The organism is Candidatus Schekmanbacteria bacterium, from assembly GCA_016219965.1.
In the GTDB taxonomy this organism is placed as follows: Bacteria; Schekmanbacteria; GWA2-38-11; order GWA2-38-11; family J061; genus JACRJM01.
This window is the reverse complement of the sequence record JACRJM010000004.1, coordinates 518691-536582: the sequence shown is the minus strand read 5'-3', so window position 1 is coordinate 536582 and position 17892 is coordinate 518691. Positions and strand designations below refer to the sequence as shown.

19 protein-coding genes are annotated in these 17892 nt (G+C 40.7%); 10 read left to right on the top strand and 9 right to left on the bottom strand.

The features are described 5' to 3' along the window. Nucleotides 1-31: 31 nt before the first annotated feature. The 4 genes from HZA77_07785 to HZA77_07770 are packed head-to-tail and all read left to right on the top strand — an operon-like array spanning nt 32 to nt 4556. Nucleotides 32-1597 carry a hypothetical protein gene (locus HZA77_07785; protein ID MBI5375320.1) on the top strand — a complete coding sequence of 522 codons (1566 nt, stop codon included), beginning with the start codon at nt 32-34 and terminating at the stop codon, nt 1595-1597. Nucleotides 1598-1620: 23 nt separating this feature from the next. Then, a complete protein-coding gene (locus HZA77_07780) occupies nt 1621-2736 on the top strand; it encodes a VWA domain-containing protein (protein MBI5375319.1) in 1116 nt (371 codons plus the stop codon). A 29-nt stretch (nt 2737-2765) separates the two neighbouring features. Beyond that, complete coding sequence (locus tag HZA77_07775; GenBank protein MBI5375318.1) at nt 2766-3521, top strand: hypothetical protein; 756 nt, start codon at nt 2766-2768, stop codon at nt 3519-3521. Nucleotides 3522-3536: 15 nt separating this feature from the next. Further along, nucleotides 3537-4556: a VWA domain-containing protein gene (locus HZA77_07770; GenBank protein MBI5375317.1), complete on the top strand. Its 1020-nt coding sequence runs from the start codon at nt 3537-3539 to the stop codon at nt 4554-4556. Between the two features lie 31 nt (nt 4557-4587). On the opposite strand, the gene HZA77_07765 is transcribed toward HZA77_07770, so the two are convergent. From HZA77_07765 to HZA77_07755, 3 genes are read right to left on the bottom strand one after another with little or no spacing between them, the layout of a single operon-like run. Further along, nucleotides 4588-5469, bottom strand: a complete 882-nt coding sequence (locus HZA77_07765; GenBank protein ID MBI5375316.1) for a hypothetical protein — start codon at nt 5467-5469, stop codon at nt 4588-4590. A 33-nt stretch (nt 5470-5502) separates the two neighbouring features. Then, nucleotides 5503-6075, bottom strand: a complete 573-nt coding sequence (locus HZA77_07760; protein MBI5375315.1) for a DUF2284 domain-containing protein — start codon at nt 6073-6075, stop codon at nt 5503-5505. Between the two features lie 3 nt (nt 6076-6078). Beyond that, nucleotides 6079-7713, bottom strand: a complete 1635-nt coding sequence (locus HZA77_07755) for a glycosyltransferase family 39 protein (protein MBI5375314.1) — start codon at nt 7711-7713, stop codon at nt 6079-6081. Nucleotides 7714-7895: 182 nt separating this feature from the next. On the opposite strand from HZA77_07755, the gene HZA77_07750 reads away from it, so the two are divergent. The 5 genes from HZA77_07750 to HZA77_07730 are packed head-to-tail and all read left to right on the top strand — an operon-like array spanning nt 7896 to nt 11151. Then, nucleotides 7896-8936: a type IV pilus twitching motility protein PilT gene (locus HZA77_07750; GenBank protein ID MBI5375313.1), complete on the top strand. Its 1041-nt coding sequence runs from the start codon at nt 7896-7898 to the stop codon at nt 8934-8936. A 24-nt stretch (nt 8937-8960) separates the two neighbouring features. Continuing rightward, nucleotides 8961-10115: a PilT/PilU family type 4a pilus ATPase gene (locus HZA77_07745; protein MBI5375312.1), complete on the top strand. Its 1155-nt coding sequence runs from the start codon at nt 8961-8963 to the stop codon at nt 10113-10115. Nucleotides 10116-10169: 54 nt separating this feature from the next. Then, nucleotides 10170-10487 (top strand): hypothetical protein, encoded by a 318-nt coding sequence (locus tag HZA77_07740; GenBank protein ID MBI5375311.1) that lies wholly within the window; start codon nt 10170-10172, stop codon nt 10485-10487. Beyond that, a complete protein-coding gene (locus HZA77_07735; protein ID MBI5375310.1) occupies nt 10480-10737 on the top strand; it encodes a hypothetical protein in 258 nt (85 codons plus the stop codon). The genes HZA77_07740 and HZA77_07735 overlap by 8 nt, the downstream gene beginning before the upstream one ends. Before the next feature lie 15 nt (nt 10738-10752). Next, on the top strand, nt 10753-11151 hold the full coding sequence (locus HZA77_07730) for a YjbQ family protein (protein ID MBI5375309.1): 399 nt from the start codon (nt 10753-10755) through the stop codon (nt 11149-11151). Nucleotides 11152-11512: 361 nt separating this feature from the next. On the opposite strand, the gene HZA77_07725 is transcribed toward HZA77_07730, so the two are convergent. The 5 genes from HZA77_07725 to HZA77_07705 all read right to left on the bottom strand — a co-directional run bounded on the left by HZA77_07725 (nt 11513) and on the right by HZA77_07705 (nt 14601). Further along, nucleotides 11513-12187 (bottom strand): thioredoxin domain-containing protein, encoded by a 675-nt coding sequence (locus tag HZA77_07725; protein MBI5375308.1) that lies wholly within the window; start codon nt 12185-12187, stop codon nt 11513-11515. Between the two features lie 37 nt (nt 12188-12224). Next, the gene (locus tag HZA77_07720) at nt 12225-12776 is read right to left on the bottom strand and encodes a hypothetical protein (GenBank protein MBI5375307.1); all 552 of its coding nucleotides are present in this window, start codon (nt 12774-12776) and stop codon (nt 12225-12227) included. Between the two features lie 6 nt (nt 12777-12782). After that, on the bottom strand, nt 12783-13037 hold the full coding sequence (locus HZA77_07715; protein ID MBI5375306.1) for a hypothetical protein: 255 nt from the start codon (nt 13035-13037) through the stop codon (nt 12783-12785). 137 nt (nt 13038-13174) lie between these two features. Beyond that, entirely contained in the window at nt 13175-13951 is a 777-nt protein-coding gene (locus HZA77_07710; GenBank protein MBI5375305.1) for an enoyl-CoA hydratase/isomerase family protein, read from the bottom strand. Between the two features lie 35 nt (nt 13952-13986). Further along, nucleotides 13987-14601 (bottom strand): DUF799 family lipoprotein, encoded by a 615-nt coding sequence (locus tag HZA77_07705; protein ID MBI5375304.1) that lies wholly within the window; start codon nt 14599-14601, stop codon nt 13987-13989. Between the two features lie 129 nt (nt 14602-14730). Here HZA77_07705 and HZA77_07700 point away from each other — a divergent pair, with 129 nt between their 5' ends. After that, nucleotides 14731-17385, top strand: coding sequence for an FAD-binding oxidoreductase (locus HZA77_07700; GenBank protein MBI5375303.1), 2655 nt, complete (start codon nt 14731-14733; stop codon nt 17383-17385). A gap of 171 nt (nt 17386-17556) precedes the next feature. On the opposite strand, the gene HZA77_07695 is transcribed toward HZA77_07700, so the two are convergent. Further along, the gene (locus HZA77_07695) at nt 17557-17799 is read right to left on the bottom strand and encodes a DUF2442 domain-containing protein (GenBank protein MBI5375302.1); all 243 of its coding nucleotides are present in this window, start codon (nt 17797-17799) and stop codon (nt 17557-17559) included. Nucleotides 17800-17892 lie beyond the last annotated feature (93 nt).

Genomic DNA, 17892 nt, shown 5'->3' with positions numbered 1-17892 from the left:
GAAATATTATAAATGTAATAAAAGAGATAGCGTGAACCTGATTGTTATCTTTGCTTCCATCCTTTTTATTTTTATAAACATCAGTTTATCTGAAGCTGTTTCCCATTTTAGCTCTGACATAAAAGCAAAGAGATTTCCTGCTCAGATAGAATTCAATGATATATGGTTTTATAGCTCTGATGGTTCCAAAGTCATACCTGATATCGATACTGAATGGATCACAGTTGTCTTTCGTTCCCGGTCAGGAGGCGCTGATTATACGGAAGACATAGATGAAAGGAAGAATCAGGTCATAAACAGGGCTAAACCCCTCATAAAGGAATATAATGAACTCAAAGACTTCTTTTATGACATCAATATAGCTGAAGATGCCTGTTTTTTCAGGATAGAGAAGAATACATCAAAAAATTCACTAAAATCCCTTATCCAAAAGCTTAACGAAAATTCCGACGTAGATTATGTGCATCCCGCAATCAGATTAAATGACACAACCTATGGATTCTTTAACGCCATTAATTTGAAATGGAAAACCGGAGCCGGCAAGAATAGCCAGGACCTTCTAGCAAGCAAACTTCATTCTCTATATGAAGAGAAGAACAATATCTACAGGGTAAATATTTTTGAGATTCCCTTCTTTAAAGCGGTCAACTTTTTCGCAGAAGACATAAATGTTGCGGAAGCTTCGCCCTACCTGGTCAAGCTTGAGCCATCTCTCAGATTAAAACTCTCTCTTGGCATTAATGGGGGCAATTTAGGAGATGCAATACCATTTACTCTGACTGTAGCTTTCTCTGATTTTATAAAGATCGATCCAAGCTCGATTGCAAATATCAATTTAAAACCGAATGAGATTCAAAAAGAACTTTTTGACATAGAGTTTGACACTTATGATTATGCCAAAGCTGCCTTAAAAAGCCCCATTGTTATCACAGGCAGGATGAGATTTTATGCTCCGGGCGAATTCGTAATACCACCGGTAAATATAACTTATACCTGCACAACCTGTTCAGACACACAGGTTAGGACTTCCATGACAGAAGCCATAATATTCAAGACAGCGTCTATAGTCTCAACCAAAGAGCCTGAAAGAAAGCTGATAATACCCACTAATGATTTACCTCAGAATTTTGACATTGAAGACTATGTCCTGAAGGCAAGAACAAGCTTATTGATTTTTGCAGTCTCCATATTAGCAGTTTTTTTATTGATTGGATGGATTTGGAAAAGACAGAAAGACATAAGGGCAGAAGATATTCTGTTAAAAAAACTAAAACCTGATGCTCTGATTTTAGAAAGGCTAAAAACACTTCTTAATATCACACCGCCAAAGCCTCACTGGCTCTATATAAAAGAGATCATCAATCTTTTAAGAGAATATCTTGTTGCCAGATACAATATACCGCAGGAACCTTTTGGCGGAAGCGGAAGCACCTTCTTTGAATCAGTAAGGCATATGATTCCGGGGAATAAGATTAAAAACGTAAAAACAGTCCTGTACGAAACAGACAACATAATTGCCGCTGAACTTAAGGAATACGGTGAAATAGATAAATTCAAATCAGATATGGCTGAGATTATAAATATAAATGAAAGCTAATTACTATAAACCTGTAAAAGCCTATGACAGATTTAGATATCCAGTATCCATTGGCGCTTCTGCTTTTACCGGTTATTCCGGCAGTTATTTATTTTAAAAGAAGTAAGACATCAAAAACCGGCTTTGCCGGAGTCTATCTCTTAGATAAAAGCCTCGCCCCCGGTTTTATAAAAAGGAACCTTGAGGACTTTCTGTTATCTCTTTTAATGATTGTGTCTGTGTTTTCCATAGCTAATATCCAATATTCCAGTTTCTGGCAGGAGGCATATCTTGAGTCAAAATGGATAATGATAGTTCAGGACCTCTCTGGCTCGATGAACAGGACCGGCGGCGTATCAGGGGAAGAGACTCTTGGAGATATAGCTATTAACGGCGCAGAGGACTTTATTGAGCTAAGACAGAAAGACGACCTTATCGGATTAATCGCATTTTCGAGCTATGCCAAATTAATCGCACCTCCCACGTCTGACAAAGAAATCCTGAAAAAGAAACTGGCCCTCCTGACAAGAGGTTCAGATTCAATCGTATTCAGGGAACTTTCTGCAGGAGGAGCCACGAACGCATCTTACGCAGCCTGGCTCGCTTTGTCAGTTTTCTTCATGCTCCTTCCAGAAGACAGCCAGCCCAGCTTCGAAGAAATAGACGGGTTCAGATATACCCTGCTTGGTGAAACATTGAGAAAAGTGAAAGTTCCTGACAGATTACGAAAAATAAATTTCGGGCAGGGAATGGCCATAATACTTTTCACTGACGGACGGATTGAAGCAAACAAGAGTGATGAAGATATCAAAAAAGGACTTCCCAACTTTGCCAATGTCGTGAAATTAACTAAAAGTCTCGGGGTCAGACTATATATTATAGCAGTAGAGGGAGATGTTAATGAAGAGGTTAAAAATGCCATGTATGACGCTGAATCAGGGAGCGATCCGGGTGGACGTATATTCTATATGCCCAGGATAGTGAGCACAGAAAAGATAAGGCTGATCTACAATGAGATAAATGAAATGGAGAAGAACAGGTTATTGGTAAAAATAATCAAAAAGAAAAAAGAGACAAGATGGGCATTAATATTTACAGGAATGATAATAGTGATTTCATATTCTTTCATGCGGTTGACACCATGGTTTAAGAAGTTTTAACCTTTAAAATAATTTATGGTGGAATGCATATGAAGATAAATTCAAAACTCTGGCTGCCGGTAGCTTCCGCTTCACTGTTCGTGATTTTAGGCATTTATGAATTTATCCAGTACCGGAGTTTCAGCAATCTTGAAGCACAGTATATTGAACTGGGCAAAGGGATAAGAAAGGCTGACAATATCAGAGATGATAAAGAGGCAATAACTATTTACAGCAACCTCAAACCATCTATACATGAAGTCCAATTAAGGATTCTGCAGAGACAGTGGGCAATTGCGCAGGATATGCTCCATCAGATTAAGATGGCCAAGGACAATCCCATCCTTGAAAAGAGTGTGCCTGACATGATTAATTCATTGAAAAACCATCTTGATATTATGAAAGACGGATGCAGCTCTCTGCTTGGTAAAGAAAAGGATTCCCCTCAAAGCCGCATCTCATGGCAGGTCTATAATCTTTATGGCGCTGTAAAACTGTTAAACGCATTTATAGTTTTAGAAACTGAAAGGAACACTGAAAAGGCGCAGGGTATGATGAAAGACGCAATTGCTGATTTAAAGTCAGCCATTGCAAGCGTTGACATGTCGGACGGTCCGTCTGTTGAGAAAAACATTCCCCGCTGGAATCTCGAACTTCTATATGCAAACCAGTACGTCAAACAATATGAAATGCTCAAAAGTGATAACGAAGGACGTCTTGAGCTTAAGGATAATCTTGAAGCTTTGATCCCTGAAAGAGGCGGATATGCGCCGGGCGAACCACTGGAACTTCGAATCGAAAAATAGAATTCTCAAATAAAAATGAGACTCGGAAATATCTATTATCTTCTGTTCCTTTTGATCATCCCGTTATTCCTGTTTTTTTCCATAATGAACTACAGGAGCTCAAATAAATGGCTCCTTTCTTTTTCCGGCGAGAAAAAAAACATCAGGTTCTTCATTCTTCAGACCATACTCATCAGCCTGCTCATTGCAAGTTTCAGCCTATCACTTGCAGAACCGGAGTTTCAGTACCCTAAAACTTATTTTAATCGAAGCAATCTGGAAATAGTACTTGGTATAGATGTTTCAAAATCAATGCTTGCCGAGGATGTATATTTCCCGGCTCAGGCCAAGAAGCTTTTTACTATTCCCAACAGGCTCAACTCTTCAAGGTATTTTGCACTTGATATATTATCCAGCCTGCATGGAGAGAAGATAGGCGCCTATATGTTCGCCAGCAAAGGGATTGAGATTATCCCGTTCACAACTGATTATTCGTACTGCATGTATATTTTAAAACACATCAAGGATTCAGATATCACTATCCCGGGAAGTGATATCGGTGAAGCAATAAAAACCGGCATATCCATGATTGGCAACTCTGATTTTCATGGTGTGAAGGTCATGATTCTCATATCTGACGGAGAGGACATAAGCATGGATAAATCTTCCCTTTATGAATCTGCGAGGCTTGCTGCAAGCCATGGGATAAGGATATACACAGCAGGCATTGGAAGCGGAAATGATGTTTTAATACCAATAAGAAATGAAGGGATGGAAGGGATCAGCAGCTATTATATAAACGAAGACGGCTCATATATTAAAACATCATTAACAGAGGAAACACTTAAAAACATCTCGAATATAACAGGCGGGGAATATGTCCGGGTAGACAATGAAAAAGCACTGGATGAATTAATGAACTATATTTTACATGAAGCTAAGAAGATGGAAGAAACCAAAAGCATTGAACTTGAATGGATTGGATTATCTCCATTCCTGATTCTTGCCGGGTTGTTTTTTCTTATTGCCTCAATATGCACAGAACGTTTCTTGTAATTTACATCTTATAATTTACAGACGAGCAATACTATTTCACCTGACCTTCTTCCGGTATAAGCATCACTACTTCTGCCGTTGCACTCAGATAGGTTTTTGGGTCCCCCGGAGGGCTTATCTGTCTTGTTTTTTTATAGTAAAACACTTTCGCCTCTTTTATGAATTTGAGATTAGTCAGTCCGTCAGCCCGGTCCCCATATAATCTGAAAGCCTCCATTTTCAATGCCCTTATTGCTTCATCCTTAGTGACAAAGTTTTGAGGATATTCATTATCTAAAATGATCTTTCCCAGGATTCTGAAATTCTTATTGAACAATTCTTCAGAAGAAATGACAGGAATATCAATAAAGGATTTTTCAGCAATGCTGCTCACTGCCGTATTTTGACCTGAAGCAGGCGATATCTGCCCGGAACCCGCATCAACTGTCTTGCCTGTTTTTCTGGATTGTGTCAGCACATCTGCTGAGGCTTTTTCATACAGGTCATTATCACTTGAAAACAACCTTGTCTTCTTGCTATATTCTACATTCGCAATACCCTGAGCCATACTCCCATAGCGCTTAAAAGCCTCTAATTTCAGATACTGCTCTGCTTTTTCTTTTGAAATCCCTTCTTCCGCAGGGCTCTTGATGCTTACTTCTCCCAGAAAAACCATGCCTTTATTTACTACATCCTCATCTGAAAGCAGAGGAACAGTTTCCGGTGAAGTGATCTTTGTTACCTTTCCCTCCCCGATTAATTCTTCCTTGCTGACATATGGTATATGCGCCTGGACAGGTTCCTGTTGTTTAGCATCATCAAATATCAGGGGCGAACGGAATACTATGGGAGAACGAAACTCTTTTATTGAACAGCCAGAAACCATCAACAGAGGAAACAATATCAGCACTGATCTGACAAGTGACTTTTTCATAATATCCTCCATTTAGCATAGTCTAAAATTTCGTCATGAAATTTCACCTCTGACTAATACAGCACCGGTCCAGTTTACCTTATCTTTATGAAATGCACTATCAAGATTTAAACTTTTAAGTATGGCAATGACATCTATACCAATTGCTTCCATTGAGGTTCGCGCTTTATCAGGATACCTGCATTCTTCACCTGTAAATCCCGCACACTCTTCGCACAGGCTGCAATTACCTCCTATCACCCCCCATAAGTCTTCTGCCTTAAAAAAGCCTTCGAGGTATTTTTCCGTTTTAAGTATAATATCATGGAGCTTCAATTTAGTTCTTATGAGCCCCGATTTATCATTCTGCACATCTATATTTTCTGAATACTGAATAAGGATGACATTGTTAAAACCCACAAGCTTTTCTTTTACTTCTGCAATAGTACCAGTATTTGGCGGACAAGTTAAATGTTTATTGTAACAGCCGCACACATTCTCATAACAATACTTTCTTATCTTTTCATCAGGGACAAGAAGGTTAGATGTGATGAACCGGCAGTTTGTAGCTCCCAGGGCTTTAATATAGGAAATGATATTTTCACCGGTAAATGATACTTTTCCCATAAACTACATATTCCTCTTCCATATGCTGTGTTCGCCAAATAGTCCGGTACATGAGAAGTTGCTCCGGATATAATCATCAAGGATTTTGCTTCCGCTCTGCTGAGAGCTGGTTTCACCTGATTCATTGTTCCATAAAACAATATATTTAACTTTTTGCATTTCAATGTCTCTTATTATCATCTGCTGAACCGGCTCTGTAGTTACAATCCCGGGGTGCAGGTCATGGAATTTTGTAGCGCTGTCGCGGTTCGAAAGGAAATAAACCATAATATCGCTGATAAACGATTTGTCATGCCTGTAGTTTCCTACAAATATCTTTTCACCCTCAGGGACATTACTCTGGATGAATTTTATCATATCCTGATAATCCGACTCGTTTTTATCACGTAAATATATCCCTTTGGCTCTTTCAAGTTCAAACGAGCCATTTTGATTTGTAAACACGGCTCTTCGTATTTGAATAGATTTTTTGTATAAGGGATTAATGATAATCAAAAGAGCTATAAGACTTGCCAGGATAGAGAATAATATTTTATTTCTCTTACTCTCTTTTATAAGGAAGATTAAGACACAGAGGATTATTATTGCAGGCATCATGGTTGAAAAGACATGCGCTTCATCAGACCTTACTACAGCATGATTTAAAAGCAATATACCAAGAAGCAACAATATTATCACCCTCCATGTATTGCTTTTTCCCAGAATATCTTTTTTTCCCCGCACCATTGATATGAGTATAAATGCCGCGAGGACATATTCCAAAAATGGGAAATAAAATGGCACTCTGCTTATGGTTTCGAAGATAAATTGCCATGGCAATGATATTCCGCTGCTGAAATATCTTGAAGGGTCAGGAATCGGGAATGGATACTGCAAAGCTCTTGACTGGGGATAAATACTAAATGGGAAAACGACAAAATCATAGACAAGGTCATGAATAGGGACAACCCTGAAAAAGTATACCAATGGGATAAGCGCGATCATCATGCCTGCCGGCATAAAAGAAACAATCTTTAATGTGTTTGATACTCCACTTGCCATATTGCCATTTAATTTTTCAGCCTCATTATGAATAAAGGCAAAGATTGCGAGGAATTCCGCTATAAAAGCATAACCCCCGATATCATAACGAAACAAGATTGCCATCCCCAGCATTGCTCCGCTAACCAGCAAGCATCCCCGTTGTTTGCCATCGATGTATAAGAACAGACACAGCACACTTAACATGACAAAAAGCAGAGCAGACGGAACAGCATTGCCATAGAATCCGTATGCGCCTATGTGTATTAGAGAAATAAACCAGGCAAGTAAAGCAAACCGGCGTGGGAGGATTTTATCTGCTATCAGATAAACTGTCAGCGACAGAAATGATAATATAATCACGGAAGCAATGCGTTCAACTATTACGGTTACGCTGAATATTTTGAATAGCAATGCAACAAGATAAAGTTGTCCGGGGGGGAAATTAGAAAAGAAATCCTTATAGGGAATATCTCCATTCATTATTCTTGCAGACGTATATACCATCAAACCTTCATCATAATGTCCCAGATCCAGGTCTATCCCGATTGACAGGTACACAAGAGAGATTGCGAATAACAGAAATAACAGGAAATATTTTCTTTTAAAGTTCATCATAATGACTCTATTTTTACTTAGTTCCGGATGTATAACCTTACTTCCCACTCCGTGTTTAAGTCAAGGCTTGTTAAATTAAGTGATGAATTAATAAAAAGCCTTCTGAATTTAATTGACAACTACTCTTTCAATTCTTTAAAAATTTATGATATTCTAATAAAAATACCTGGAGGAAACATATTATGGATATATCGGAACTCCTTATTTTCGCAAATCAGCAGGGAGCATCAGACCTTCACTTAAGTTCCGGTGAAGTCCCTATGCTGAGAATACACGGCGATATTGAAAAACTCGAGATGCCTCCCCTTGCCCAGGAAGATGTTCATAACCTCCTCTATGATATATTCAATGACCATCAGAGAAAAACCTTCGAGGAGCTGCACGAAATAGATTTTTCAATCACAATGAAAGATATAGCCCGCTTCAGGGTCAATGCCTTTGTTCAGAATAGAGGAGAGGCGGCGGTATTCAGAACAATCCCTACTAAGATTCTTTCCCTTGAAGATCTCGGACTTCCAAAGGTTTTAGCAGAACTCTCAAGAAAAGAGAAAGGGCTTATCCTTGTTACAGGCCCCACCGGAAGCGGCAAATCAACTACGCTGGCAGCTATGATAGACCTTATAAACACAGAGCTTAAAGGACATATCCTTACAATAGAAGACCCGATAGAGTTCGTTCATCAAAGCAGAAACTGCCTTGTAAACCAGCGTGAACTCGGACCCCACACCCACAGCTTTGCAAATGCATTAAGGTCTGCGCTCCGTGAAGATCCGGACATCATCCTCGTCGGCGAAATGCGCGACCTCGAGACAATTCAGCTTGCGCTTACGGCTGCAGAGACAGGGCATCTTGTCTTCGGCACCCTGCACACATCAAGTGCTCCTAAGACAGTTGACCGCGTTATTGACGTCTTCCCCGCAGCGCAACAGGCGCAGATACGTTCCATGTTCTCAGAATCAATCCAGGCAGTTATAACCCAGACACTCCTTAAAAGAAGAGATGGAAAGGGACGCGTAGGCGCGTTCGAGATAATGACAGGAACACCTGCCGTACGTAACCTCATAAGAGAAGGCAAACTTTCCCAGATTCCTTCAATTATACAGACAAGCCAGAAATACGGTATGCAGACTATGGAAATGGCGATGAAGGAGCTGCTTGCACGAAACCTGGTCTCAAAAGCTGAGGTTGAGCCTTTTCTTAATAATAATATGACGCCAAGTTGATCATTATCCTTCCGGAGGACTATCATGAAAATACAAGAACTGCTTGAGGAAATGATAAGACGGGATTCCTCTGATATCTACATAACTGCTGAACTTCCTCCAATGTACAGGACTGAGGGCATCACTGAGCGATGGGGAGACAAAGAGTTAACATTTGATGATACTAAGGCTCTTGCATATGAAGCAATGAGCGACAGGCAGATAGCGGAGTTTGAAGTTTCAAAAGAAATGAATCTCGCCCTTTTTTACCCGGAGCTTGGAAGATTCAGGGTAAATATCTTTTACCAGCGCGGCAACGTAGGAATGGTCATAAGGCAGATCAAACTTGAGATTAAAACAATAGACGACCTCAAACTCCCCTCCATACTTAAAGACATTATCATGACTAAACGCGGCCTCGTATTGGTGGTTGGCGCAACCGGTTCAGGTAAATCCACGACCCTTGCCGCAATGATTGAACACCGTAATGCCAATTCGCCGGGACATATAATATCTATAGAGGACCCGATAGAGTTTGTCCATCCGCACAAGAAATCTGTTATCACTCAGAGGGAAGTCGGCTTTGATACGCATTCTTTCGGAGATGCGCTCAGAAACACTCTAAGGCAGGCACCAGACGTAATACTTATTGGTGAAATAAGGGACGTTGAGACAATGGAAGCAGCCATAACATTTGCGGAAACAGGGCATCTCTGTCTTGGAACGCTCCACGCAAACAATGCGAATCAGGCAATTGAAAGGGTAATCAATTTCTTCCCAATAGAGAGACATCCACAGGTTTATCTCCTGCTTTCACTTAACATCAGAGCCATAGTATCACAGCGGCTTATTCCAACCATAGACGGCAAACGGGCAGCAGCAATGGAAGTATTGCTCGATACATCGCGGGTAAAAGACCTGATCCTTAAGGAAGATATAGGGACATTGAAAGATGCAATGGCAGGTGGCAACCAGGAAGGCATGCAGACATTTGATCAGTCGATCTTCAACCTCTATAAAGATGGAAAGATATCTTATGAAAATGCGATCGCCTATGCCGACAGTGCAAATGACCTGAGGCTCCGCATAAAGATGGATTCCATCCAGGATGAACAGCAGCAGGAGCAAGCTCAGGGTAAACCGGGTGAGAAGAAAGAGCCGGCATTCAGGATAAAGAAGGACGACCCCTACTCAAGATAATGTATACAAAACTACAAACAGGTTGGGAAAAACCTGACAAGACAGGAAAGATAAATGTCAAGAATAGTTGACTTTGTTGTTATCCTTGATGACGGGGTGCGAAAAAGACATTATCATGAAACCAAAGAAGGTAGAATTGCTTATTTTACTGTCCAACTGGAAATTAAAGTCAAAAATGAATGGGAACCAGTTATTAGATATGACTGTTCTCATCAGTTTTCCCATATGGACAAATATGATATAAAGGGTAATAAAATAAAAGTAATATTAAATCTTAGCTTTGAAAGTGCTTTAACCTATGGAGACTGGGATATTAATGAGAATTGGGTTAGATATAAAGAGGAGTTTTTGAAAGGAGTTTTAAATGAATAATTATAAAGAATTTATAACAATGCTTTCTTCAGAATTTAACAGATATCTAATGGAAAATGAGAAGCTAGCAAAGAAAATTCCTGTCAATGCTATGATAATATTTCAGGTTGATGGTGAAGAGGAATTTAATAAATGGCATAAAGATGTATCCTTAAAAAATAAGGAATCAGGTCAGCCAGTTATATTTCTTAATGTAAAAAAGTGGAGAACACATTCGTCCATTGAAGAACTAAGTATGGCAAATCCTTAAATTCATAGTTGGAAATTGCTAAAAAAAATAACTGTCAGGAGCAAGCAACGGAACGAGTTAATCGACATAACAAAGGAAGTTATGTCGGCGGTCAAAGAATCAAAAGTAAGGAGCGGCATCTGCTCTGTTTATATCCCTCACACAACAGCAGGGGTCACTATAAATGAAAATGCAGACCCATCCGTAAAAGCAGATATCATAAGTGAGCTTAACAGACTCATCCCATTATCAGGCAGATTCACCCATTCCGAGGGAAACTCGGATGCCCATGTAAAAGCATCTCTTGTTGGCTCATCAGTAAACGTAATAATCGAAGATGGCAGTCTCCTCCTCGGAACATGGCAGGGTATTTACTTCTGCGAATTCGACGGAAGCAGAACACGGACAGTGTATATAAAAATCATCAGCGGATAAATAACAGCTTCAGAGATTAACACTTCATATTCAGGTAAATCATTTATACGTACTACGAGGCTTGGCAGTCCTGCTTAGGCTTCAAACTTCAGGCGCCTGCCGCAGAACTGCCAAGCCTGTTATTCCCGGTTAAAATGATCTTTGATGATTTTGAAATGAACAATCCCGCCAAATAACTGCAAAGCATCAAAATGTTAATACAATGCTGTCATCCCGCACTTGATGCGGGATCCAGTTTTACTCATTATTTCTGGATCCCCTCTTTCGAGGGGATGACAAAAAAGAAAAGGGGATGACAAAATATAAAGATATAAAGAACTGATAACAGAATAAGAAAAACGGATAACAAATAACATTTAAATCACTTCGCTACGTCCAGCTTCTGGACTGACTGCTCGGCCTTAGTCTCGATCTTATTCTCAACCTTATTAGCTTTTGCAAGGGCTTCGTCAATGGCTGCCTTGAATACTTCGTATGGTTTTGCGCCGAGGATGCTGGTTTCGCCAATGATGAAATTCGGTGTTGCGAGGACTCCAAGCTTTTTTCCTTCTTCTATCTCTGCATTAATCATGTCCAATACTTCCTTGCTGTTCATGTCTTTTTTGAATTGCTCCATGTCGAGATTAAGCTCTCCTGCATACGCCAGAAGATCTTCCATCTTAAGTTTTCTCTGGTCTTTGAACAGCAAGTCATGCATCTCCCAGAACTTCCCCTGCTTCAGAGCAGCCACCGATGCCTTTGACGCATTCATTGCATCTTTATGAACAAAAACCGGCAGTGGAAACTGCTTATAAACAAACTTTATCCTGTCCCCGTACTCAGACAGTATCTTATTCACTGTCGGCTGAACCTTTGCACAATAGCCGCACTGAAAATCTGAATACTCATAAATCGTAAGCTGTGTGCCGGAACACTTTGACGGAGATGTCAAAGAACAGAAGCTTTCTTCTGCAAAGCAGGTTGACATAACATTAACTAAAACAAAAAATATCAGGCAGCCTAAAATATTTAGTGCAAACTTTGCTCTTGATCTCACTTTACAGACCCTCCATTTGTTAGATTATTCTGATAAATTATTCTGATAGATTATTTTGAATATTTGTAAAAAGTTCTTTTTCAAGCTCTCCCGTGGATTCACATTTTTTCATAAAGCCCATTCCCTGTTCATCAGGATCTCGAATAGCCAGAGATATGCACGGGGTGTATGAAGCATATGTCGCATAGTTTGCCGAAATCACCAATGCCATGCCTTCCTGCCGTTCATCTGCCAGTATTGCGACCTTCGTCTTCATCCTGTCGTATGTCCAATTCAGATCAGGACGTCCGCAATCACAATAATCTTTTATTCCGCGCCTTTCAAATGTTCCATAATAATAAGATTTATCTATTTCAAGCCAGTTAGTCTCGATTTTTCCCGGAACACCTGAGTCACTTATAATTTCAAAACCTCTTTCCTGCAAGGCTTTTAACACCGCATTATGTAACAGTGCCTTATCATTTTTATATACCCTTGAAAACTCAAACTGATGTTTTTCAGGAGGTCTGCCTACAGGAATGCAGGCTGCTAATAGAAAATGCGCGACAATTATTACAACTGCCACTAATTTCGCTTTTGTTTTAAACACAGACTGTTACCAGATTACTCTGAATAAAAGAGATATCAATACAACAGTTATGAGAGCCGTATTTAAAAGAAAGAATGGCATAAAGATGATATTTTTTTCCTTTATTCCAACAAGCACCGGTATTTTCCAGGAAACAAGGACCACAGCAGCCGTAATGACAATAGCCAGAAAAATCGCCACAGTTAACAAGGCATAAAAAGCAACGAAGAAGATTATAACAATCCCGGCAACAGACATTAATGCAAGTTTTATCCAGCTCATAATTCTCTCATATTAGTTTTATTCAATTAGTTTTATCTAATTATTAGTTTGGCAGTTCCCGCAGCAGGCGCATGAAGTTTTAAGCCTAAGCGGGGACTGCCAAACCTTTTGTTAGGTCATCATTAAACTGTATTATATCAGCGGTAAAATTTCTTCTTGTCCGCTTTCTCTTTTTTCTCGAATGCACGACGCAGTTCTTTTGATTCTTTTGTATCAAGATAATACTGGAGAAGCATGTCATGTGACATTCGAGCCATTCCAGCTACGCCGTTGTGCATGGCAAAGAATGATGTCTTTATTGCAGCGAGAGCCTGCGGTCCCCTTTTTATAAGCTCCCCACACCATTCATTTACACGCTCATCAAGCTTTTTGTATGGCACAACGTCGTTTACCAAACCCATTGTAAAAGCTTCCTGTGCACTGTACTTGCGGTTTAGCATCCACATTTCCTTTGCCTTTTTTCTTCCCACAACTTGCTCAAGATACCATATGCCAAAACCCGCATCATAGCTTCCCATAGCAGGGCCAACCTGCCTGAATATGGCTTTATCTGATGCTATTGATAAATCACATATAGCCTGAAGCACATTGCCGCCGCCCACAGCATAGCCGTTAACCGCCGCAATCACAGGCTTTTGAATCTTGTCTATAAGCTCATGAAGATCGACTATTGGCATTGTCGCCCCATAGTGATAGCCGATTTTTTCAGCTTTTTCTCCGCCTATACAGAAAAACTTATCACCTGCCCCGCGAAGCACTGCTGCTCGAACTGTCTTATCTTTCCTTACATCTGAAAAAGCATCAATCATCTCCTCAACAGTTTTCACCCTGAACATGTTCCCTTTTTCAGGTCTGTTGATTATTATTTTGGCTATGCCCCCAGACTTCTCATATTTTATGTCTTCATATTCCATTATCTTATTACCTCCACAAAATGCCTATGCGTGCTCTATTTTATACCGTCTGTCATCTCGCCGGCTATTGAAGAGCAGAGTTCCCATGACGTAAGTTCAAAAGACTTTTTACTCAGGCTTATAAGCGATGTAATGGGCGATGGGAAAAGACTTGCCCACTCAAAAGGTACAGTCGGGAAAGTCCCTCCAATATTTTTGAGACTTCTTGCGCTTTTCCAAACCGTATTGCCTGTCGCCGCATCTACGATGTTGATCTCTACCTCAACAGTTACAACTGAATAAAGTACCATGTACAATGCATCCTGCCTTTTTACAGCGCCAAAGAGAATCAAATCTGCGCCAAGCATTTTCCCAAGTTCCTGAGGAGTAAGCTTTTTTATGTCATCAGTAGTAAATATCCCCTTAGAGTCAAGAATGGAATCAATTTTCCAAAGCTCAATATCTTCGAGCTTTGCAGTTGATAATGCTCTGTAAAAATTATTCCTTATCATTGCTGCCGCATCAGGATGGGAAGAATAGTTTTCAAAAGGGAGTATAGCCATTTTAACCTGTTGTCCGCCTTCACAGTATGGCAAAAGCGGAGAAGCCGTCTTTTTCCCCGCCGTCGTGCAGGAGGAGGCTAAAATTGCAAAGGCTATTGTAATCAGCATTAAGCGTTTCATAGTTTTTTATTATACCACAAAAAAAGACTTTTTAAACTATTGTCTCTCTATTTGACAAAAGACATCCTTGAATATAAAAGTTATATGTTCATAAGTGATAAGAAAAGGAGACTGCTGATGTTTGAAGAGCTTAAGAATATCGTAGGTGAAGATGACGCTGCATTCGACTCAAATGAGTTAAAGCAGTACAGCCATGACATGGCTTCAATACCCCGTGTTTTCAGGAAACTCGCAACTTCAATGGCTGACGCTGTCGTGCGCCCTCAGTCAACAGAGGAAGTAAGCGCCATCATGAAGTTCGCCGCTGAACGGAAAGTCTCTGTTATTCCGCGCGGCATGGCATCATCTGCCCTTGGAGGTGTAATACCCACCAAAGGCGGCATAATAATAGACATGACCAAGATGAACAGGCTCATAAAGGTGGACAATGCGAATGAAACTGCCGCAGTTGAGGCAGGCATTGCATGGCAGAAACTTGATCTTGAGCTCAAAAAACATGGCCTCTGCGTAAAATCCTATCCTACCAGCGCCCCATCAAGCACTGTCGCAGGTTGGATATCGACCGGAGGTTTTGGCGTAGGCTCTCTTCAATACGGGCACATTCGAGAGCATATAAAGGGGATGACCATAGTAACACCTGACGGAAAGATAAAAGAACTTACTGTACCCGCTGACAATGAATTGATAAATGCGCTTGTTGCAACTGAGGGAGAAATTGCCATAATCACGGAAGTAATATTAAGCCTAAGAAAGCTTCCTGAAACAACGGCAACACTACTGCTCGAATTCAAAGACGATTCGTCACCTTTAAAATTCATGAATGAAGTCACAGCTTCCGGCATAGCGCCTTACTTTATGAAGTTTGAAAACAGCGCTTCATCAAAAGCAAGGGGAGAGCTTGAGTCCGAAGCCGGTCATAAAATAGAAAACTCAACTGTTATAGTCCGTTTCGAGGGAAACAACTGCGAAGATGTTCTGGCAAAAACAAAATCCATCGCCGGCAAATACGACACAATTGAGCATGATGCAGATACAGCATCGCACCACTGGGATGAACGTTTCTATCCAATGAGAGTAAAAAAGAAAGGTCCGTCTCTTCTTGCCGCAGAATTTATCGTATCATATGATTCACTTGAAAAAGTAATTAATGAGACAAACTCGTTATTCAAAAAGCGCGGCATAGAAGTAATGACCGAGGTTCATATCATTGCCCCCAAGAAGGCGCTTGTGATGGCAACCTATCTCACAGATGAACGAAAAACAGAAAAATACATAGAGCATCTGTTGATTATAGACTCTGCCCTCAAGATTGCTTTTAAACACGGCGGCATGCCTTACGGCACCGGAATATGGAATGCGATATATATCAATAAGAGATTCAGCTCAAAAGAGCTTGAATCTTTAAAGTCACTAAAGAAAAAATTAGATCCTAGCTCTATCTTAAATCCGGGGAAGTTTTTCGAGTTCAGGACAAAGTTCGGTCCTGTCCTGCCATTTCTCCATTCCCTTGGAATGATGGGAGGAGGAAAGCTTGCAAGTTTAGGCCTTAAAATAATGGGACCATCAATTGAAGGAAAACTTGAAGGTGATGCGCCTAGCGGTTTGAAAGATATAGAAAAACATGCGCAGGATTTATGGAGCTGTGCCAAGTGCGGATTCTGCGTTGCAGTGTGCCCCACATTTGAAGAAATAGGATGGGAGGGTTTGACTGCTCGCGGAAAGATTCACACTGTAACTGAAGCGCTTAAAGGTGAAAACCCTGAGTTTTCCAAAGAGTTTGTTGAGAGGGCATATCAGTGCACCACATGCGGAGCATGCAGAGAAGTATGCCAGACCGGTATCGAAACCATCGAGCTCTGGGAAAGTATGAGGAAGATGTTCTGGGATATGAAACTAGGTCCCCTTGAACAGCATGAGGCATTGATAAAGAGTATCAAGAACTATGACAACCCATTACAGCAGCCCCGCACAGGCCGCGACAGATGGATGCGCATGGCAACAAAAGAAGGCAGAGTAAAAGAGAAGATAAAAGACATCTCAAAAGACAAAGCTTCTATGCTTTACCACGTTGGGTGCATAGGGTCATTTGATGCCAATGTAAAGGAAGTCGCATACAACACCGCCTTCATACTTCAGTCAGCAGGGGTTGATTTCGCAGCCCTCGGAAAAAAAGAGCTTTGTTGTGCCAGCACATTGAAAAGAGTGGGCGACGGCGAGTTTGACAATGTAGCAAGGAAGACCCTTGACCTTTATAACAGCTTAGGTGTGGAAACAGTCGTTACATCATGCTCAGGCTGTTACAAGACATTCAAAGATGACTACCCTCTTCTTGGAGATGTGAACTTCAAGGTGAAACATATAATCGAAGTCCTTGAAGAACTTATCAACGAAGGCAAACTCAAATTCAAGAAAGACCTCAACATGAAGGTCACCTATCATGACCCTTGCCACCTCGGACGCCACACTAAACTTTTCGAACCACCGCGCAATGTCATAAAAGCGATTCCCGGCATCGAGCTTGTCGAGATGGAAAGGAATAGGGAGAACTCCCGCTGCTGCGGAGCAGGCGGTGGATTCAGGATCGCCTACCCTGACGTGCAGGCAAAGATCGCTGTAAAGAGGGTACAGGATGCGGAAGAAACCGGCGCAAGTGCAATCGTCTCAGGCTGCCCATTCTGCTATGCAGGAATCCAGACAGCCATAGGTGCAACAGGCTCGTCTTTAAAGATGATGGACATCACCGAGATAGTCGCAATGGCACTGGAAGAGTGATCTGTTGTTGGCAGATTGAAAGTTCAACTTTCAATTTGCCAATAGTTGAAATTAAATAGGCGCTGTCCATATTTTTTTTCTCCAATAGAAATGCAATATCTGTGGTTGTTAGCCCTGCACGCTGAATGATTCATAGAAAAGGGGACGCAACCCTATTTTCTGTTTTCTCTGTTATGCCTGCACAGAGCGAGACCATAGAGTATCGGGTGCAATATCAATATTCCCCGGCCATACCACAGTACCATATTGGACAGACGCCTTGAAGAATAGCGGAGAGTTAAGGAGTTTGACAAAAGGCTTTTTATCTAAAAAAGGTTTCATATCAAATAATCGTTTCTCGCCATTTTCAAAAACAAGTTCTAAAGTATAATCATCACGAGTTTTTACACTGATGACATCAAGTAGTGCTTCCACAATATTCTCCGCTAATTAAACGGGCGCTGTCCCTATTTTCTTAATAGTATGTAATTTCTTCATCCAATACTTTTTACAAAAAAGGGTTGCGTC